At 59.8% G+C, this 16759-nt stretch carries 15 protein-coding genes and 4 tRNA genes; 6 read left to right on the top strand and 13 right to left on the bottom strand.

The annotated features are described in order from the left end of the window. Positions 1-29: 29 nt before the first annotated feature. Together P406_RS11480 and P406_RS11475 are read right to left on the bottom strand one after the other, a co-directional pair. On the bottom strand, positions 30-1001 hold the full coding sequence (locus tag P406_RS11480; RefSeq protein WP_082100778.1) for an ABC transporter substrate-binding protein: 972 nt from the start codon (positions 999-1001) through the stop codon (positions 30-32). Between the two features lie 138 nt (positions 1002-1139). After that, complete coding sequence (locus tag P406_RS11475; RefSeq protein ID WP_046236234.1) at positions 1140-2048, bottom strand: LysR family transcriptional regulator; 909 nt, start codon at positions 2046-2048, stop codon at positions 1140-1142. Between the two features lie 183 nt (positions 2049-2231). Here P406_RS11475 and P406_RS11470 point away from each other — a divergent pair, with 183 nt between their 5' ends. Next, on the top strand, positions 2232-2954 hold the full coding sequence (locus P406_RS11470) for a pirin family protein (RefSeq protein WP_046236233.1): 723 nt from the start codon (positions 2232-2234) through the stop codon (positions 2952-2954). A 132-nt stretch (positions 2955-3086) separates the two neighbouring features. Here the strand turns inward: P406_RS11470 and P406_RS11465 are convergent. The 4 genes from P406_RS11465 to P406_RS11450 form a co-directional block, all read right to left on the bottom strand. Further along, positions 3087-3162, bottom strand: a tRNA-Gly gene (locus tag P406_RS11465). 4 nt (positions 3163-3166) lie between these two features. Beyond that, a tRNA-Glu gene (locus tag P406_RS11460) sits at positions 3167-3242 on the bottom strand. 100 nt (positions 3243-3342) lie between these two features. Next, a tRNA-Gly gene (locus P406_RS11455) sits at positions 3343-3418 on the bottom strand. 2 nt (positions 3419-3420) lie between these two features. Next, positions 3421-3496: transfer RNA gene (locus P406_RS11450), tRNA-Glu, on the bottom strand. A gap of 304 nt (positions 3497-3800) precedes the next feature. Between P406_RS11450 and P406_RS11445 the strand changes: the two genes are divergently transcribed. Next, positions 3801-4559: a hypothetical protein gene (locus tag P406_RS11445; RefSeq protein ID WP_004411141.1), complete on the top strand. Its 759-nt coding sequence runs from the start codon at positions 3801-3803 to the stop codon at positions 4557-4559. 50 nt (positions 4560-4609) lie between these two features. Here P406_RS11445 and msrC read toward each other — a convergent pair whose 3' ends face one another. Together msrC and P406_RS11435 are read right to left on the bottom strand one after the other, a co-directional pair. Next, the gene (gene msrC / locus P406_RS11440; protein ID WP_046236232.1) at positions 4610-5092 is read right to left on the bottom strand and encodes a free L-methionine (R)-S-oxide reductase MsrC; all 483 of its coding nucleotides are present in this window, start codon (positions 5090-5092) and stop codon (positions 4610-4612) included. Then, positions 5089-5979, bottom strand: a complete 891-nt coding sequence (locus P406_RS11435) for an ATP-binding protein (protein ID WP_046236231.1) — start codon at positions 5977-5979, stop codon at positions 5089-5091. Before P406_RS11435 ends, msrC begins: the two co-directional genes overlap by 4 nt. 85 nt (positions 5980-6064) lie before the next feature. Here P406_RS11435 and P406_RS11430 point away from each other — a divergent pair, with 85 nt between their 5' ends. Continuing rightward, complete coding sequence (locus P406_RS11430; protein WP_046236230.1) at positions 6065-8416, top strand: hybrid sensor histidine kinase/response regulator; 2352 nt, start codon at positions 6065-6067, stop codon at positions 8414-8416. Between the two features lie 4 nt (positions 8417-8420). Here the strand turns inward: P406_RS11430 and P406_RS11425 are convergent, their stop codons facing one another. After that, positions 8421-8906, bottom strand: coding sequence for a glutathione peroxidase (locus P406_RS11425; protein WP_003418059.1), 486 nt, complete (start codon positions 8904-8906; stop codon positions 8421-8423). A gap of 60 nt (positions 8907-8966) precedes the next feature. Further along, positions 8967-9359: a peptide-methionine (R)-S-oxide reductase MsrB gene (msrB, locus tag P406_RS11420; protein ID WP_046236229.1), complete on the bottom strand. Its 393-nt coding sequence runs from the start codon at positions 9357-9359 to the stop codon at positions 8967-8969. Between the two features lie 188 nt (positions 9360-9547). Here msrB and P406_RS11415 point away from each other — a divergent pair, with 188 nt between their 5' ends. Next, positions 9548-10759, top strand: a complete 1212-nt coding sequence (locus tag P406_RS11415; protein ID WP_003314686.1) for a pyridoxal phosphate-dependent aminotransferase — start codon at positions 9548-9550, stop codon at positions 10757-10759. Positions 10760-11024: 265 nt separating this feature from the next. Further along, positions 11025-11912, top strand: a complete 888-nt coding sequence (gene htpX, locus P406_RS11410; protein ID WP_003314685.1) for a protease HtpX — start codon at positions 11025-11027, stop codon at positions 11910-11912. 262 nt (positions 11913-12174) lie between these two features. On the opposite strand, the gene P406_RS11405 is transcribed toward htpX, so the two are convergent. Then, positions 12175-12837, bottom strand: coding sequence for a thiopurine S-methyltransferase (locus P406_RS11405; RefSeq protein WP_046236228.1), 663 nt, complete (start codon positions 12835-12837; stop codon positions 12175-12177). A gap of 101 nt (positions 12838-12938) precedes the next feature. On the opposite strand from P406_RS11405, the gene P406_RS11400 reads away from it, so the two are divergent. Beyond that, positions 12939-13706 (top strand): DODA-type extradiol aromatic ring-opening family dioxygenase, encoded by a 768-nt coding sequence (locus tag P406_RS11400; protein ID WP_046236227.1) that lies wholly within the window; start codon positions 12939-12941, stop codon positions 13704-13706. A gap of 90 nt (positions 13707-13796) precedes the next feature. Here the strand turns inward: P406_RS11400 and P406_RS11395 are convergent, their stop codons facing one another. Both P406_RS11395 and P406_RS11390 read right to left on the bottom strand, forming a co-directional pair. Next, positions 13797-15470: a DEAD/DEAH box helicase gene (locus P406_RS11395; RefSeq protein WP_003404191.1), complete on the bottom strand. Its 1674-nt coding sequence runs from the start codon at positions 15468-15470 to the stop codon at positions 13797-13799. Positions 15471-15923: 453 nt separating this feature from the next. Continuing rightward, the gene (locus tag P406_RS11390) at positions 15924-16685 is read right to left on the bottom strand and encodes a spermidine synthase (RefSeq protein ID WP_003418072.1); all 762 of its coding nucleotides are present in this window, start codon (positions 16683-16685) and stop codon (positions 15924-15926) included. Between the last annotated feature and the right edge of the window lie 74 nt (positions 16686-16759).

The raw sequence follows: 16759 nt of genomic DNA, 5'->3' as shown, positions 1-16759 counted from the left end.
TGGCTCCCGGATAGCGCAGTGGCAGACGGTCAGCGCACTGCCTGCGCCTGATCGGCCAGCGCTGCACTGAACGACTCGTCAAACACGCTGGCGGCAGGATAACGCTTGGTCAGCCCAGCGTTGTTGAAAAAATCGATGGTCTGCTGCGCAGCGGCCACCACTTGCGCAGTGATCGGCACGACCACCACCTGGGCGCGGGAGAACCAGCGGCGTGCTACCTCGGCATCGGCCTTGGTCAGCGCGGCCCACGCGTTGGCGTAGCGTTCATTGTGCTGCGGATCGCTGACCGACCAGGCGCGGGCGGCCTGCAGGCGCTGCAGGAAATCGCTGATCTGTGCACGCTTGTCCTTGATCGCCTGATCGTTGGCGACGATGAAGCTTTGCGCCGGAATCAAGCCCTCGGCAGTCGCGATAATCCGCGCGCCCTGCCGTTCCTGTTGAGTGACGTAGGGTTCCCAGGTAGCAATCGCATCCACCGAACCGCCGTCCAGCGCGTGGGAGGAATCCAGTGCGCTGAGGTAGCGATAGTCAACGGCATCGCGGGCGATACCGGCCTTGTCCAGTGCAGTGAGCATCAGTTGCTGGCTGAACGAACCTTTCCAGATGGCGACCTTCTTGCCCGCCAGATCCGCCACGGTCTTGATTGGCGAGTCCTTACGCACAACGATGGCAACGCCGTTGAGGTTCTGTCGCGACACACCGATGACCTTGATCGGAGCCCCCAGCGCGCCCATGAACAGCGCAGGCGAATCACCCAGCAAGCCAATATCCAGGCTGCCGACGTTCAAGGCCTCGGCGACCGGCGAGCCTGCGGTGAACTGCTTCCATTCCAGTTCGTAAGGTAAGTCCTCGAGGACCCCGGCGGCTTCCATCACGGTGCGGGCGCTGTAGCTCTGATCGCCGACGATCAGATTGGCCGCCTGGGTATTGAGCGAGGCCACAAGGCTCAGCGCCAGCCCCTTCAGCAAGCGTCGGCTCCAAAGGACGAGGGTCGTTGGCACAGGTATGTTCTCCACTGGCGTTGGGCAAATCGAAATGATCGGCAACGACCCTAACACTCGAACAAAAATTAGCTAAATTCATTTTTGTTCTAGCCTAAGATGCAAATTAATCATCAATAGATCGAGTGCCAGCCTGCTTCAAGCTTGCCGATCATTCAGCTCGATACCTGATTCCAGACGCTCGCGCAGGAACTCGATGAATGCCTGCACCGGTCGCGACGCCTGTCGGTGTTGCGGATAAACCGCGGACAGCGTCAACGGCTCGGGGCGCAGGTCATCCAGCACCCGGACCAGACGGCCCTCGCGCAACGCCGCGCCGACAATGAAAGTCGGCAAATAGGTGATGCCCAGCCCGGCAATGGCTGATTCCCTCAGCAGCTCGCCATTATTGGCGCGCATACGCCCGCTGACATTGAGGGTCAACGGCTTGTCCTGCCCTTGAAAACGCCACTGCGCCTGACGGCTGTGGCCATAGGGCAGGCAATCATGGGTGTGCAGGTCTTCGGGCTTTTGTGGTGTGCCGCGCTCGGCCAGGTACGCCGGGCTGGCGCAGTACACCCGGTCGATAGAAGCAATGCGCCGGGCGATCAGACTGGAGTCTTCCAGCACCCCGATACGCAGCACCACGTCGTAGCCTTCGCTGATCACATCCACCGGACGATCACTCAGGTCCACTTCCACCGCCACCTCGCGATAGCGCTGCAAAAACAACGGCAGCAGGCATGCAAGGTGCGTAACGGCAAACGACAGCGGCGCACTCACGCGCAGGGTGCCACGCGGTTCGTTGTTCTGCCCGGTGATGCCCTGCTCCACCTGCTCCAGCTCGGCGAGCAGACGCAGGGCCGATTCGTAGTAACTCTGTCCCAACGGCGTGACATCCAGACGTCGCGTCGAGCGGTTGAGCAGGCGTACGCCCAGACGCTCCTCCAGTTGCATCAGGCGACGACTGACAAACTGCTTGGACAGGCCCAGCTTGTCGGACGCAGCGGTCAGGCTGCCGGACTCCATTACCTGGCAGAACATGCGCATGTCTTCAAAAGGGTTCATGTGTTGCGACCTGATCAAGCGCTAATGGCGTTCGACAGAGCGTAACGCAGCGTTGAACACTGTCAACCTCAGAGAGACAGTCATTCATATTTCAGCTACTTATTGCGACAGTCGATAAGCCGTACTCTTCGTCCTACGTGATCGATTGCTGAATGTGCAGCGTCGATAGATGGAGAAAGAATCATGCTGACTCTTCGCAAAGCCTCCGATCGTGGTGCAGCCGATCATGGCTGGTTGAAATCCTTTCACACCTTTTCCTTTGCCGGCTATCGCAACCCGCAGGAACAGGGCTTTTCCGACCTGCTGGTGATCAACGATGACCGTGTCAGTGCAGGCAAAGGCTTCGGCCAGCATCCTCACCGGGACATGGAGATCTTTTCCTACGTGCTGGAAGGCGCGCTGGAACACAAGGATACGCTGGGCACTGGCTCGGTGATTCGCCCTGGCGATGTGCAGTTGATGAGCGCCGGTACCGGTGTGGCGCACAGCGAGTTCAACCACTCGCACACCGAGGGCGTGCATTTTCTGCAGATCTGGATCGTGCCGAATGTTGCAGGCGCGACGCCCAACTACCAGGAAAAGCATTTCAGCCCCGAGCAGAAACGCGGTCGCTTGCAGTTGATCATTTCGCCGGAAGGCGAGAACGGTGCGCTCAAAGTGCGCCAGGACGCTCGCGTATATGCCGGCCTGTTCGATGGCGATGAAACCGCCACCCTGGAGCTGGCAGCCAACCGCTATGCCTACGTGCACGTTGCCCGTGGCAGTGTGATGCTCAATGGCGAGCAACTGGGCGAAGGGGATGGCGTGCGTGTACGCGACGAACAGACGCTGAGCCTGAGCGCAGGGGTTGACGCAGAGGTGTTGGTGTTCGACATGCGGCCAAATGAATTGCCGCAGATGCCTTGAGCCTGAAACGAAAAAACGCCGCTCTTAGGGCGGCGTTCCTTTATATAACGTTAAAACCCTATGACGTTAAAACATCTGGCTTAAAACGCACAAACAAAAACGCCGCTCTGTTGAGCGGCGTTTTTGTGAATTTGGAGCGGGAAACGAGACTCGAACTCGCGACCCCGACCTTGGCAAGGTCGTGCTCTACCAACTGAGCTATTCCCGCAATATGGCGTCCCCTAGGGGACTCGAACCCCTGTTACCGCCGTGAAAGGGCGGTGTCCTAGGCCACTAGACGAAGGGGACACTGCCTGAAACACCATGGTGTGTGTTTCAGTTCCAGACATCATCCGAGGATGTGTTCTGGTTTCACTCAACCCTGCCCTAAGGCAAAGCTGCTTAAAACTGGAGCGGGAAACGAGACTCGAACTCGCGACCCCGACCTTGGCAAGGTCGTGCTCTACCAACTGAGCTATTCCCGCAATGGCGTCCCCTAGGGGACTCGAACCCCTGTTACCGCCGTGAAAGGGCGGTGTCCTAGGCCACTAGACGAAGGGGACACACGTACAACATTCACTACTTATTTGCGCTACGCTGTGTGCTTTACGCTGTAAGTGGCGCGCATTCTATGGATGGATTGAGGGGTCGTCAACCCCCATGTGAAAATTTATTGAAATCAATAACTTCGATGCCGTTCGGACGCTGACCGACTGTCGCCAGGCGCGCGGCCGATCAATCTCCCCTCATCTATATAGAACAGATGCCGACAAACTCCGAGAGGGACATCTATGCGCAGTAGTGCTTAGCCACTACACTCGCACTAAAACTAATTGAACGAATGAGGTTTGCACAGTGACTCCACTCATGATCACGCTGATGGTAGTAGCAGGTATCGCACTGCTCATCGCGATCGGCTACCTGAATCACGTCGCTGAAAACGGCAAACTGGAGAAGGCTCGCACCAAGGTCGAACTCGGCGATCGCCTGCGTCGCTGCAGCGAGATCACCGAAGTGTTCCCGGGCCAGCTGATGTCCCCCGCCTTGAAGCTGTTGCTGGCGCGGCTGGAGCTGAACGTCGTGCAGCGCATGCTGAACATGGAGAAAGGCAACGCTCAGCTCAAGCACCGCATCGGCGAACTGGAAGAGCAGATCGCCAAGGGCGAAGGCATCGAGATACCCAACCCGGTCACACCGATCCAGACCGAAGCCAAGGCCAAGGACGTGCGCTTTCTGCTGGAAGCCCTGCATGGTCAGGTGACGCGCGCTGCGCATGACGGTTTTCTGCAGACCAGCGAAGCGAAACACTGGATCCGTGAAATCCGCACGATTCTGGTCAACCTGCACATCGAATTCTTCAACAACCTCGGCCAGACCGCACTTTCTCAGGATCAGCCAGGTCAGGCGCGTCTGGCATTCGAGCGCGGCGTACAGTATTTGCGCAACCAGCCGGACCCGGTCACTTATCAACAGCAACTGCTGGCGATGGAAAAACAACTGGCCCGTGCCAACTCGGTAGTGTTGACCAACACCGCACCGACCGAAGACGACGACAACGCACTGACCGAAGGCCTGAAGCAGGACGACACCGAATCGGAATGGAAGAAGAAAGTCATCTACGATTGATGACTGCCCCGCCGCTGCCGGAATTGTGCTCCGGGCAGCGGCCGGCCGGCTCAGCAGTCGGTCGATGCCAGAAAGATAGCCGCAAGACGCTCGATACCCGCCTGATCCTCCTCGTTGAAACGACCCACACTCGGACTGTCCAGGTCCAGCACACCGATCAGACGCCCCTCCTTGATCAATGGCACTACCAACTCGCTGTTCGATGCACTGTCGCAGGCAATGTGTCCGGGAAATTCGTGAACGTCCTGAACGCGCTGGGTTTGCCGACTCTGCGCGGCCGCCCCGCAAACGCCGCGGCCGAAAGGAATGCGTACACAGGCGATCTGACCCTGAAACGGCCCCAGCACCAGTTCTTCGTTGCGATTGAGGTAAAAGCCCGCCCAGTTCAGATTGTCGAGCTGGGTGTAGAGAAACGCCGAGAACTGCGCCGCATTGGCGATGAAGTCGCGCTCGTCGGCCAGCAGCGCCTCAAGCTGGGCGGCCAGCAGGCCGTAGCCGTCCAGGCCAGCGCCGGTGTTTTGCAAATCAATCATGTGTGTTGCTCCAACAATTCAAGTCCTACCCAGTAACGTGCAAATTGGTAGGCGCAGCGGCCATTGCGATTGCCGCGCGCGGTTGCCCAGCGAATCGCGGCTTTTTCCAGGTTTTCGTCGCGCTGCCACTGCAATCCGGCTTTTTGCGCCAATTGCGTGATCCAGTGCTCGACCACGTTCAGATAATGCTCCTGAGTGAACGGATAGAACGACAGCCATAGCCCGAACCGGTCAGACAAGGCGATCTTGTCTTCGACGGCCTCACTGGGGTGCAGTTCACCGTCAACGTGCTTCCAGTCAACGTTGTCACTTTCCTTCTCGGGCACCAGGTGACGACGATTGGAGGTCGCGTACAGCAGCACGTTATCTGGCGCCTGCTCCAGCGAGCCGTCGAGCACACTTTTCAGCACGCGATAATCACCCTCGCCCGACTCGAACGACAGGTCATCGCAGAACAGCACGAAACGCTGGGGCAGCTTGTGCAGTTGCTCGACCACACGCGGCAAATCACCCAGATGGTCGCGTTCGATCTCGATCAGACGCAGCCCGACCGGGGCGTACTCGGCCAGCAGCGCGCGGATCAAGGATGACTTGCCGGTGCCGCGCGAACCCCAGAGCAAGGCGTGGTTGGCAGGCAGCCCGTCGATGAACTGGCGGGTATTGCGCCCCAACTGATCGCGCTGCAGGTCGACGCCAATCAGGTCGGTCAGGCGTGTATCGAGGCTCACTTGCAACGGCATCAGGTAACCGCTGCGGCCTTCTCGCACCCAGCGCGCGGCCAGTGCCTGCGACCAGTCGACCGGCTCGCGCAGCGCCGGCAGCAAGGGCTCCAGTCGGGCCAGCACGGCGTCGGCGCGCTGCAGAAAAGCATCCAACCGAGAATCCACGGGATCTCCTTATATTTAACTGATTAGTCAGCGGTGCCGATCGGCTATGCTTGGCCGGCACCGGGCACCAGAAGTGGCAGTACTCATGGATATATCGCTCAAAAACAGGCTGTCGTTCAAGCAGGCGCGCCTGGCTGTATCGATCGGCTTCGTGCTGGGGACCTTGCTGAGCCTGTTCCAGATAGCGATCGATTATGCCAGCGAAGACGCTTCCATCAATCGTGAAATCAAGTCACTGCTGGAAATCATCCAGAACCCGGCGTCGCGCATCGCCTACAACATCGACTCCGAGCTGGCCCAGGAACTCACACTCGGCCTGCTGCGCTCACCTGCCGTGGTCAGCGCCAGGCTTACCGATAACAACGACGCTGTGCTCTCCAGCGTCGAGCGCCCCATGGCCACCGGGCGTTACCGGGTGTTAAGCGACTGGCTGTTCGGCGAAAGCCGGCAGTTCCAGGAAAAGCTGCACCTTAATCACCTGCCCAATGAAACCATCGGCACACTGTACCTGACCGTGGACACCTTCGCGTTCGGCAGCCATTTTCTGCAACGCGCTGAAATCACCCTGCTCAACGGCTTTGTGCGCAGCCTGGCGCTGGCCGGGATTCTGACCATTCTGTTTTACGCGACCCTGACCAAGCCGCTGGTGAGGGTGATCCGCGAATTGAGCAGTCGCGATCCGCGTAACCCTGACCAAAGTAAAATCACCTGCCCGCCCTACCATGCCCAGGATGAAATCGGCGTGCTGGTCGAGACATTCAACCGTCAGTTTGAAACCATGAGCAGCGAGTTTTCCAGGCGACGCGCGGCCGAGGACCGGCTGACCGACCATCTCAACGAACTGGAAAACATCGTCTCGGCGCGCACCAACGAGCTCAAGGCCAGCAACCTGCGCCTGCGCGAGTCCAATGAGGAACTGCAGATAGCACGCAGCACGGCGCTGGACATGGCCCATGCGCGCTCGGCGTTTCTGGCGCACATGAGCCACGAGATTCGTACACCGCTCAACGGTCTGCTGGGCATGCTGGCACTGTCACTGGACAGTCCGCTGGGGGCCGAACAGCGCCAGCAGCTGATGATCGCCCACGACTCCGGCAAGGTGCTGGTCGAGCTGCTCAACGATATTCTCGACATGTCCAAGTTCGATGCCGGTCACCTGGAGATCGAGCGCATTCCTTTCGACCTGGGGATGTTGATTGAGGACACCGCCAATCTGCTGTCGCAGAACGCGGCCCCCAGTGTGGAGCTGACCTGCCTGATCGCGCCGGACTTCCCGGCCATGGTCACCGGCGATCCGACCAGGGTGCGTCAGATCGTCAGTAACCTGCTGTCCAACGCCCTCAAGTTCACCCGTTTCGGGCGTGTGGATGTGCGCCTGACTCACCATCGGGACGCCAGCTCCGGTGAAAACCGGGTGCGCATCGAAGTCCGCGACACCGGCATCGGCATTGCGCAGGACGCCCAGACCCGAATCTTCCAGCCGTTCACCCAGGCTGAGACGGCCATCACCCGCCAGTACGGCGGCACCGGACTGGGCCTGGCGCTGACCAACAACCTCTGCGAGGCCATGAATGGCACGTTGAGCATCCAGTCGCAGTCCGGTTTCGGCAGCCAGTTCTGCGCCGAGCTGCCGCTGCCGGTCCACGTGCCTGCGGTCACTCAGACCCCGCTCAAGGGCCGGGTGACGGTGGTCAGCTCGGCAGGCAGCGGACTGGTAGAGCTGCTGGGCAGTCTGCTGCCGTTCTGGGGGGTCAACCTCAAGCGACGCAGCATCGACGATCGCGCACAAGCAGTGGACCTCGACGGCAGTTCCGATCTGGTCATCACCGACTGTCCCGAATGCCTGTTTACGATTCGACCCACGACGCCCGTGCCGATCCTGCTGGTGACCGCCTATGGCAACTTCATGCCTGGCGAACAGGTTGCCGCCCTGGCCCCGCTGCAACAGCAGGCCCGACCACTGGCGCGCAATGCGCTTTACCACACGCTGCGGCGCATACTGGGTCAGGAAGAAACGGGGCTCAAGGACACGCAGGCGCTCGAACACACTGCGCCACGTCTGGCGCGGGTGTTACTGGTAGAGGACAACCCGGTCAATCAGCTGGTCGCCAAGGGCATCCTCGGCAAGCTGGGTTGCGAAGTGATCATCAGCAGCCATGGCGGCGAGGCCCTGGAACAGCTGGAACAAGGCCATTTCGACCTGGTATTGATGGACTGCAACATGCCGGTCATGGACGGCTATGAAGCCAGCCGCCAGATCCGCAGCAGTGGCCGCTGGCCGAACCTGCCGATCGTTGCCCTTACCGCCAATGCCATGCCCGATGAACGCGAGCGCTGCAAGGCGGCAGGCATGAATGACTATCTGGCCAAGCCGTTCCGGCGCGCCGAACTGGTCAGCATTCTGGATCAGTGGATACCCATTACTGGTATCGACTGAAGGCTCAGCGCAACAGCGCCTCGATCTCGCCCGTCAATTCCTCAGGCTTGGTCAATGGCGCAAAACGCTTGACCAGCCGACCATCCTGGCCAATCAGGAACTTGGTGAAATTCCACTTGATGCGCTCCGTGCCCAACAACCCCGGAGCCTGCTGCTTGAGCTGCACGAACAGCGGATGGGCCTGCTCGCCGTTCACATCGATCTTCTTGAACAGCGGGAAGCTGACGCCATAGTTCAGCTCGCAAAACCCGGAAATCGCCCCCTCGTCGCCTGGTTCCTGCTTGCCGAACTGGTTGCAGGGAAAGCCCAGCACCACCAACCCCTGATCCCGGTAGTCCTGCCAGAGCTTCTCCAGCCCCTTGTATTGAGGGGTAAAGCCACATTTGCTGGCCGTGTTGACCACCAGCAACGCCTTGCCGGAAAAATCAGCGAGGGTTTTCTGTTCGCCCTTGATCGTCGTGACCGGGATGCTCAGCAGGTTTTCACTCATCAAAGGAGGCCTCGATACTGGAATTGGGACAGGGCGTTGGCTGAATCTGCACAGAGCCTGTTAACGCGGCACCAGATCCAGGCAGACCGAATTGATGCAATAACGCAGGCCGGTCGGTGGCGGTCCATCCGGGAACACGTGGCCCAGGTGCGCATCACATTTGGCGCAGACCACTTCTGTACGAATCATGCCGTGGCTGATATCGCGAACCTCGACCACCGCACTGCCCTCCAGCGGCGCATAGAAGCTGGGCCAGCCGCAGCCTGAATCGAACTTGGTGGAGGAATCGAACAGTGGCTCCTCGCAGCAGATGCAGTGATAAATGCCGTCTGTCTTAACCTTGTCGTACTTGCCGGAGAACGGCCGCTCGGTGCCTTTCAAACGGCAGACGTTGTACTGCTCCGGGTCGAGCTTCTGCTTCCACTCTTCCAGCGTTTTTTCCAACTTTTCCACAGGTACACCTCCGAATTCGAAAAACCCTGATCTGTACCTTTTCCGCAGATCAGGTGGCACGTATCATTGCGCCAGGTCAGACGTCAGTCTGGCACCCGCGTTTGTCGTACACAAACCCATTTTCATGGCGAATGTAGCGACCTTCATTGCAAGCCGGCGACAGCTCGTCCATTTTCGGGATCATCACCATGCAGTTCAACAAATCGAACAAGCTCGCAAACGTCTGCTATGACATTCGCGGGCCGGTGCTCAAGCACGCCAAACGCCTGGAAGAGGAAGGCCATCGCATCCTCAAGCTGAACATCGGCAACCCGGCACCGTTTGGTTTCGAGGCGCCGGACGAAATCCTGCAGGACGTGATCCGTAACTTGCCTACTGCGCAAGGCTACAGCGACTCCAAGGGTCTGTTCAGCGCCCGCAAGGCGGTGATGCAGTATTACCAGCAGAAGCAGGTCGAAGGCGTCGGCATCGAAGACATCTACCTGGGCAACGGCGTGTCCGAGCTGATCGTGATGTCGATGCAGGCGTTGCTCAACAATGGCGACGAAGTGCTGGTTCCGGCCCCCGACTACCCGCTGTGGACCGCTGCTGTCGCGTTGTCCGGTGGCAGCCCGGTGCATTACCTGTGCGACGAGCAGGCCAACTGGTGGCCTGATCTTGAAGACATCAAGGCCAAGATCACCCCGAACACCAAGGCCATGGTCATCATCAACCCGAACAACCCGACAGGTGCGGTGTACTCGCGCGAAGTACTGCTGGGCATGCTGGAGCTGGCTCGCCAGCATAATCTGGTGGTGTTCTCCGACGAAATCTACGACAAGATCCTGTATGACGACGCAGTGCACATCTGCACCGCCTCGCTGGCGCCGGACCTGCTGTGCCTGACCTTCAACGGCCTGTCCAAGTCGTATCGGGTCGCAGGCTTCCGCTCCGGCTGGATCGCCATTTCCGGGCCGAAACACAACGCGCAGAGCTACATCGAAGGCATCGACATTCTGGCCAACATGCGCCTGTGTGCCAACGTGCCGAGCCAGCACGCCATCCAGACCGCGCTGGGCGGCTATCAGAGCATCAACGACCTGATTCTTCCCCCTGGCCGCCTGCTGGAACAGCGCAACCGTACCTGGGAACTGCTCAACGACATTCCCGGCGTCAGCTGTGTGAAGCCGATGGGCGCGCTGTATGCGTTCCCGCGCATTGACCCGAAGGTCTGCCCGATCCTCAACGACGAGAAGTTCGTCCTCGACCTGCTGCTTTCCGAGAAGCTGCTGGTGGTCCAGGGCACAGCGTTCAACTGGCCGTACCCTGACCACTTCCGCGTCGTGACCCTGCCCCGCGTCGATGAGCTGGAGCAGGCCATTGGCCGCATCGGTAACTTCCTCAAGGGTTATCGGCAGTAAACAGCCACAGCCCTCCCGCCTGACCTCTCTGCCCCGACCCGCTCGGGGCAGTTTATTTCTGCGTGCCTGAAACAGCGTGAACCTCCTGCCACAAACGCTTCAGGCATCGACCGCTCTGGCTCAGGCGCCGTTCAGCCTTGCGGGATTACCATTGATTGCGACAAGAGGACACAGTTTGAAATAGTCCCTCTGTTGAATAGCAGCAAGCATCACCTTATATACCCGGCATCGAGTTACATATTTACCTGAGGAGAACGTTTCGACCATGATGCGCATTTTGCTGTTTTTGGCCACTAACCTTGCGGTCGTGCTGATTGCCAGCATCACCCTGAGCCTTTTTGGCTTCAATGGGTTCATGGCGGCCAACGGGGTTGATCTGAACCTCAATCAGCTGCTGGTCTTCTGCGCTGTGTTCGGTTTCGCGGGCTCGCTGTTCTCGCTGTTCATCTCCAAGTGGATGGCGAAGATGAGCACCGGTACTCAGATCATCAGCCAGCCTCGCACTCGCCATGAGCAATGGTTGCTGCAGACCGTTGAACAACTGTCCCGTGACGCGGGCATCAAGATGCCGGAAGTCGGTATTTTCCCGGCGTACGAAGCCAACGCATTCGCCACGGGCTGGAACAAGAACGACGCCCTGGTTGCGGTCAGCCAGGGCCTGCTCGAGCGCTTTTCGCCGGATGAGGTGAAAGCCGTACTGGCGCACGAGATCGGCCACGTTGCCAACGGCGACATGGTGACGCTGGCGCTGGTGCAGGGTGTGGTGAACACCTTCGTGATGTTCTTCGCCCGCATCATCGGTAATTTCGTCGACAAGGTGATCTTCAAGACTGAAAACGGTCAGGGCATCGCTTACTACATCACGACGATTTTCGCCGAGCTGGTACTGGGTTTTCTGGCCAGCGCCATCGTCATGTGGTTCTCGCGCAAACGCGAATTCCGCGCTGACGATGCCGGTGCACGACTGGCGGGTACGAGTGCAATGATCGGCGCGCTGCAACGCTTGCGTTCCGAACAGGGCGTCCCGGTGAACATGCCCGACAGCCTGACCGCTTTCGGTATCAACGCCGGCCTCAAGAAAGGCCTCGCCGGCCTGTTCATGAGCCACCCGCCGCTGGAGCAACGCATCGAGGCCCTGCGCCGCCGCGGTTGAACCACGAACGCCATAGCCTTCGCCCCGCGCATAGCAATGAGAGGTGTTCTTCCGGACACCTCTCGTTCCTCACGCTCCGCGTGGGAATGCAGTTCGTGACGCTCCGCGTCACACATTGGAGCGCTGACGCCTGATTCAGACTGTACGAAATGCAGGCACCCTTAAAGCCTGAGTCTGGTTTACGCGCGCTGTCTCGCCAGACTGAAGATGTGTGACGCAGGGCGTCAAACGGTTCTGCGATTCAGAGAGATTCAGGACCCACTCAGCGCGATTGACGCTCCAACACATAAACATGCTCATCCATACGATCCAATCCGGCCCTCAACCCCTTGGCACTGCTGTGCAGCGTATCCTGCCCGCCGACCTTGGTGACCTCCCAGTTCCCTGACATGACCCTCTGCAGCCATGTGTGCGGGACGGAGAATGGCGGGCCTTCGAGCAGGGTCTGGTCGTATTCCAGGGTAATCAGTAAACCGCCGCACGCTTGCGGCATCAGCGCTTCAAGGTGCCGCACATAGCGTTCACGCATGTCCGCTGGCAAGGCGATCAGCGCGGCGCGGTCGTAAAGCGCCGCGCAATGACCGATATCGCGCACAGTCAGGGCGAAGAAATCACCGCACCAGATTTCGATACCCGGCGCTGCGTAGACCTTGAAGTCGCCCTGCGACGTGATGTGCGGCTGCTCATCACGCTCGGTGAAATAGCTCTCTACCGCCGCCTCGGAAAGCTCGGCGCCCACCACGTGATACCCCTGCCCCCTCAGCCAGCTCATATCCTGGCTCTTGCCACATAACGGCACCAGAACCCGCGCCCCTGGCGCAACCCTCAACGAGGACCAATATTGCTGCAGGTCCTGATTGACCTCGGACTGATGAAAGCCGATCTGCCCGGCACTCCAGCGCTGCAGCCAAAAATCCGCCTGCATGAAACCTCCTGAAAATTCGATAAAAAAGCGCCAGAACTTATATTAGATTTAGATCATAAAAATGACCGACTATGAGTCATTCCTCTATTCTGGAGCTTTAAATGTTCCCCAGCCTGTTTATTTCCCATGGCTCCCCCATGCTGGCGCTGGAGCCCGGTGACAGCGGCCCGGCTCTGAAGCGACTGGCTGCCAGCCTGCCACGGCCTCGCGCCATCGTGATGGTCTCTGCCCATTGGGAAAGCCATGAACTGATCGTCAACGGCAACCCACAACCCGAGACATGGCATGACTTCGGCGGCTTTCCGCCCCAACTGTTTGCAGTGCAGTACCCGGCGCAAGGACTGCCGGAACTGACGCGCACGGTGGTTGATCTGCTTGACGCCAGCGACCTGCCTGCACGCATCGACAGCAGACGTCCGTTCGACCACGGCGTATGGGTGCCGTTGTCGCTGATGTACCCGGACGCCGATATTCCGGTGGTGCAGGTTTCGCTGCCCAGCCGCCAGGGGCCGCAATTGCAGACCCGCGTGGGCCGGGCACTGGCCAGCTTGCGTGAACAGGGTGTGCTGATCATCGGTTCAGGCAGCATCACGCATAACCTGCGTGACCTTGACTGGAACGCCGGCCCCGACAGTATCGAGCCCTGGGCTGCTGCGTTTCGTGACTGGATGATCGACAAGCTGCAAAACGACGACGAAGCCGCACTGCACGACTACCGCAGCCTTGCTCCTCACTCGATTCGAGCGCACCCCAGTGACGAGCACCTGCTGCCGCTGTATTTCGCACGCGGCGCTGGCGGTGCCTTCGGCATTGCCCATCAGGGCTTCACCATGGGCGCGCTCGGGATGGATATCTATCGGTTCGGGTGAAGCCAATAGCGCCAATTTGCCTGAATCCAAAGCAAAAAAATCCCCGAACCAGTCGGGGACTTTTTATTGGCCGATCAGCTCAAGAGCAGATCAGTCTTCGCGATAGCGACGCAGCTTGAGCTGCTTGCCAGCAACGCGGGTGTCCTTGAGCTTGGTCAGCAGACGCTCAAGACCATCTTCCGGCAGTTCGACCAGGCTGAAGCTGTCACGAACCTGGATACGGCCGATCGCTTCGCGGGCCAGGCCGCCTTCGTTGAGAATGGCACCCAGCAGGTTCTTGGCAGCGATACCATCACGCGCACCCAGCGCGGTACGGCAACGAGCACGGCCTTCGGCCAATGGAACCGGCGCACGACGCTCGCGCTCAGGACGATCACCACGGTCGCTGCTGCGCTCTGGACGATCACCGCGCGGGGCGTTGTTCGGAACCAGTGGACGCTCGCGCTCGATGGCTGCCAGGGTCAGTGCCTGACCGTTGGTAGCCTTGCGCAGCAGTGCAGCGGCAAGAGCGCGAGGGCTGCAGCCGATGTCGGCAGTCAGACGATCGAGCAGATCACCGTGAGTCGATTCGGCATCAGCGACCAGCGGCGACAGGCTGTTGGTCAGTTTCTTGATGCGCGCATCCAGAACGGCCTGGGCATCCGGCAGGCGGACTTCCGCAACCTTCTGACCGGTAACACGCTCGATCACTTGCAGCATGCGGCGCTCACGCGGCGTCACCAGCAGCAGGGCGCGACCTTCGCGACCGGCACGACCGGTACGGCCGATACGGTGAACGTAGGACTCTGGATCGTAAGGCATGTCCACGTTGAATACGTGGGTGATACGCGGAACGTCAAGACCACGGGCAGCAACGTCGGTCGCCACAACGATGTCCAGACGGCCATCCTTGAGGGATTCGATAACGCGCTCGCGCTGGTTCTGGGCGATGTCGCCGTTCAGTGCGGCAGCCTTGTAGCCTTTGGCTTCAAGAGCGCTGGCCAGATCCAGGGTCGCCTGCTTGGTGCGGACGAACATGATCAGGGCGTCGAAGTCTTCGACTTCCAGCAGGCTCAGTACGGCCGAGGTCTTCTGGTCAGCGTGAACCAGCAGGTGAGCCTGCTCGATCGCGGTAACGGTCTGGGTCTTGGTCTGGATCTTGACGTGCTTCGGATCGCGCAGATGGCGTTCGGCGATGGCACGGATCGACTGTGGCAGCGTGGCCGAGAACAGTACGGTCTGGCGGGTTTCAGGCATGGCCTTGAAGATGACTTCGAGGTCGTCCATGAAGCCCAGCTTGAGCATTTCGTCCGCTTCGTCGAGAACCAGGTGGTTCACGGTCGCCAGGACTTTCTCGTCACGACGCAGGTGATCGCAGAGACGGCCCGGGGTAGCGACGACGATCTGTGCGCCGTTGCGGATAGCCTTGAGCTGAGGGCCCATCGGCGCGCCGCCGTAGACCGCTACAACGGTCACGCCCGGCATTTGTTTTGCGTAGGTCTCGAACGCGGTGGCAACCTGAAGCGCCAGTTCGCGGGTCGGGGCCAGGATCAGTGCTTGCGGCTCGCGCTTGCTCGGGTCGATACGATGCAGGATAGGCAGTGCGAACGCGGCGGTTTTACCCGTACCGGTTTGCGCCTGACCAATCATGTCGTGACCGGCGAGAATAATCGGGATCGATTGCTGCTGAATGGCCGAAGGCTCTTCGTAGCCAGTGGCGACGACTGCTGCAACGATATTTGGATGAAGTTCGAGAGCGGCGAAGCCGCCGATTTCCTGGGTCATGGGTCTGCCTCTAGTGCATCCGCAAAGACCCATGCTTCAAAGCTGCGCGTGCCGTGTACGACCTTGAGGTCACCCTGGCTGCTTTGTCGGCGGGGATTTGCGAAAACGTTTGATGAATGGATCGTCCAGGCTAGTCCGTTGTGCGAACAAGCAACCGAAGCTGGCTTCGGGGAACTGCAATACCTTGACGAGGGCCGTGTTAAGGCCGGCGCGCACTATACCGGAAATACGCACCTTGGTGAGTCTTTTTTTACGAAACATTGCGCCATTTTTGAGCGGCGGCAGGCCCTGAGTCCGGGCAGAAGGCCGCCCGATCAGGGCGCGGGCCCGAGATTGCGGGCATTACCGCTTAAACGTTTAATCTATTCTTGCACATGACCGGCATTCCGGCCTTCGAGGTGTGGCGAATTGTCCCACCTCGTTTTCAGCACAATCGACTCAGCTGTCACCTGCTCAGGTGGCAGAACGAATAGCCTTGATCAGCGACGCCAGCGAGTAACCCAGATGCGGCGCAAGTGCCTCGGCTCGTCCGCTCAACGCGTCGATATCCAGCGTCTGATCCAGATCGGCCGGCACGAGCAGGATGACGTTGCCCTCCTTCACCGGCAGCTCCCAGTAATGGCGATGGTACAAGCCACGCAGCAAGGCGGCCCCCAGCGGCTTGCCGTCGTCGGTGGCCCATTGATTGATGATCAGCCAGCCGCCCGGATTCAGCCGCTGCTGACAGCTCTGCAGGAAATTCCAGGCCAGGTGCCCGACGCCCGGCCCGACATCGGTGTACAGGTCGACAAAGATCAGATCGGCAGGCTCGGCGCTGTCCAGCAGGTCCAGCGCATCGCCGATGCGGATATACAGACGCGGATCGTCGTCGAGCCCCATGAACTCCATGGCCAGACGCGGCACATCCGGGCGCAGCTCGATGACTTCCACGTCCTCGAGGGGCAGGAACTTCATGCAGGCCTGGGTAAGCGTGCCGGCCCCCAGCCCTAGAAACAGTGCGCTTTCCGGCGCGTCATGGCACAGCGCGCCGATCAGCATCGCGCGGGTGTAGTCGTACTCCAGCCAGCTCGGATCGGCTGTAAAGGTGCAGCTTTGCTCGATGGCATCGCCAAACTCCAGAAAGCGGTAGTCCTCCACTTCCAGCACGCGAATCATGCCGAAGTCGTCGTGGACCTCGGCCAGGATTCGCTCTACGCGCTCACGCTCTTCCGTCATCACCGTTCCTGGTTGTCTGCGCTGAGCGCAAAATACGAATTGTCGGGCAAGCGCACGGCTTTGTCACACGTTGT

Origin of the sequence: Pseudomonas syringae pv. coryli str. NCPPB 4273, from assembly GCF_000972175.1 — a bacterium.
GTDB classification, from domain to species: Bacteria; Pseudomonadota; Gammaproteobacteria; order Pseudomonadales; family Pseudomonadaceae; genus Aquipseudomonas; species Aquipseudomonas syringae.
Note: the sequence above shows the minus strand (reverse complement) of the source record. Positions and strands in the feature narration are given on the sequence as shown.

Coding starts and splice junctions, on each gene's coding strand:
- P406_RS11475 (WP_046236234.1), bottom strand. CDS start 2,048: ATGAACCCTTTTGAAGACATGCGCATGTTCTGCCAGGTAATGGAGTCC.
- P406_RS11470 (WP_046236233.1), top strand. CDS start 2,232: ATGCTGACTCTTCGCAAAGCCTCCGATCGTGGTGCAGCCGATCATGGC.
- P406_RS11445 (WP_004411141.1), top strand. CDS start 3,801: ATGATCACGCTGATGGTAGTAGCAGGTATCGCACTGCTCATCGCGATC.
- msrC (WP_046236232.1), bottom strand. CDS start 5,092: ATGATTGATTTGCAAAACACCGGCGCTGGCCTGGACGGCTACGGCCTG.
- P406_RS11430 (WP_046236230.1), top strand. CDS start 6,065: ATGGATATATCGCTCAAAAACAGGCTGTCGTTCAAGCAGGCGCGCCTG.
- P406_RS11425 (WP_003418059.1), bottom strand. CDS start 8,906: ATGAGTGAAAACCTGCTGAGCATCCCGGTCACGACGATCAAGGGCGAA.
- P406_RS11415 (WP_003314686.1), top strand. CDS start 9,548: ATGCAGTTCAACAAATCGAACAAGCTCGCAAACGTCTGCTATGACATT.
- htpX (WP_003314685.1), top strand. CDS start 11,025: ATGATGCGCATTTTGCTGTTTTTGGCCACTAACCTTGCGGTCGTGCTG.
- P406_RS11405 (WP_046236228.1), bottom strand. CDS start 12,837: ATGCAGGCGGATTTTTGGCTGCAGCGCTGGAGTGCCGGGCAGATCGGC.
- P406_RS11400 (WP_046236227.1), top strand. CDS start 12,939: ATGTTCCCCAGCCTGTTTATTTCCCATGGCTCCCCCATGCTGGCGCTG.
- P406_RS11395 (WP_003404191.1), bottom strand. CDS start 15,470: ATGACCCAGGAAATCGGCGGCTTCGCCGCTCTCGAACTTCATCCAAAT.
- P406_RS11390 (WP_003418072.1), bottom strand. CDS start 16,685: ATGACGGAAGAGCGTGAGCGCGTAGAGCGAATCCTGGCCGAGGTCCAC.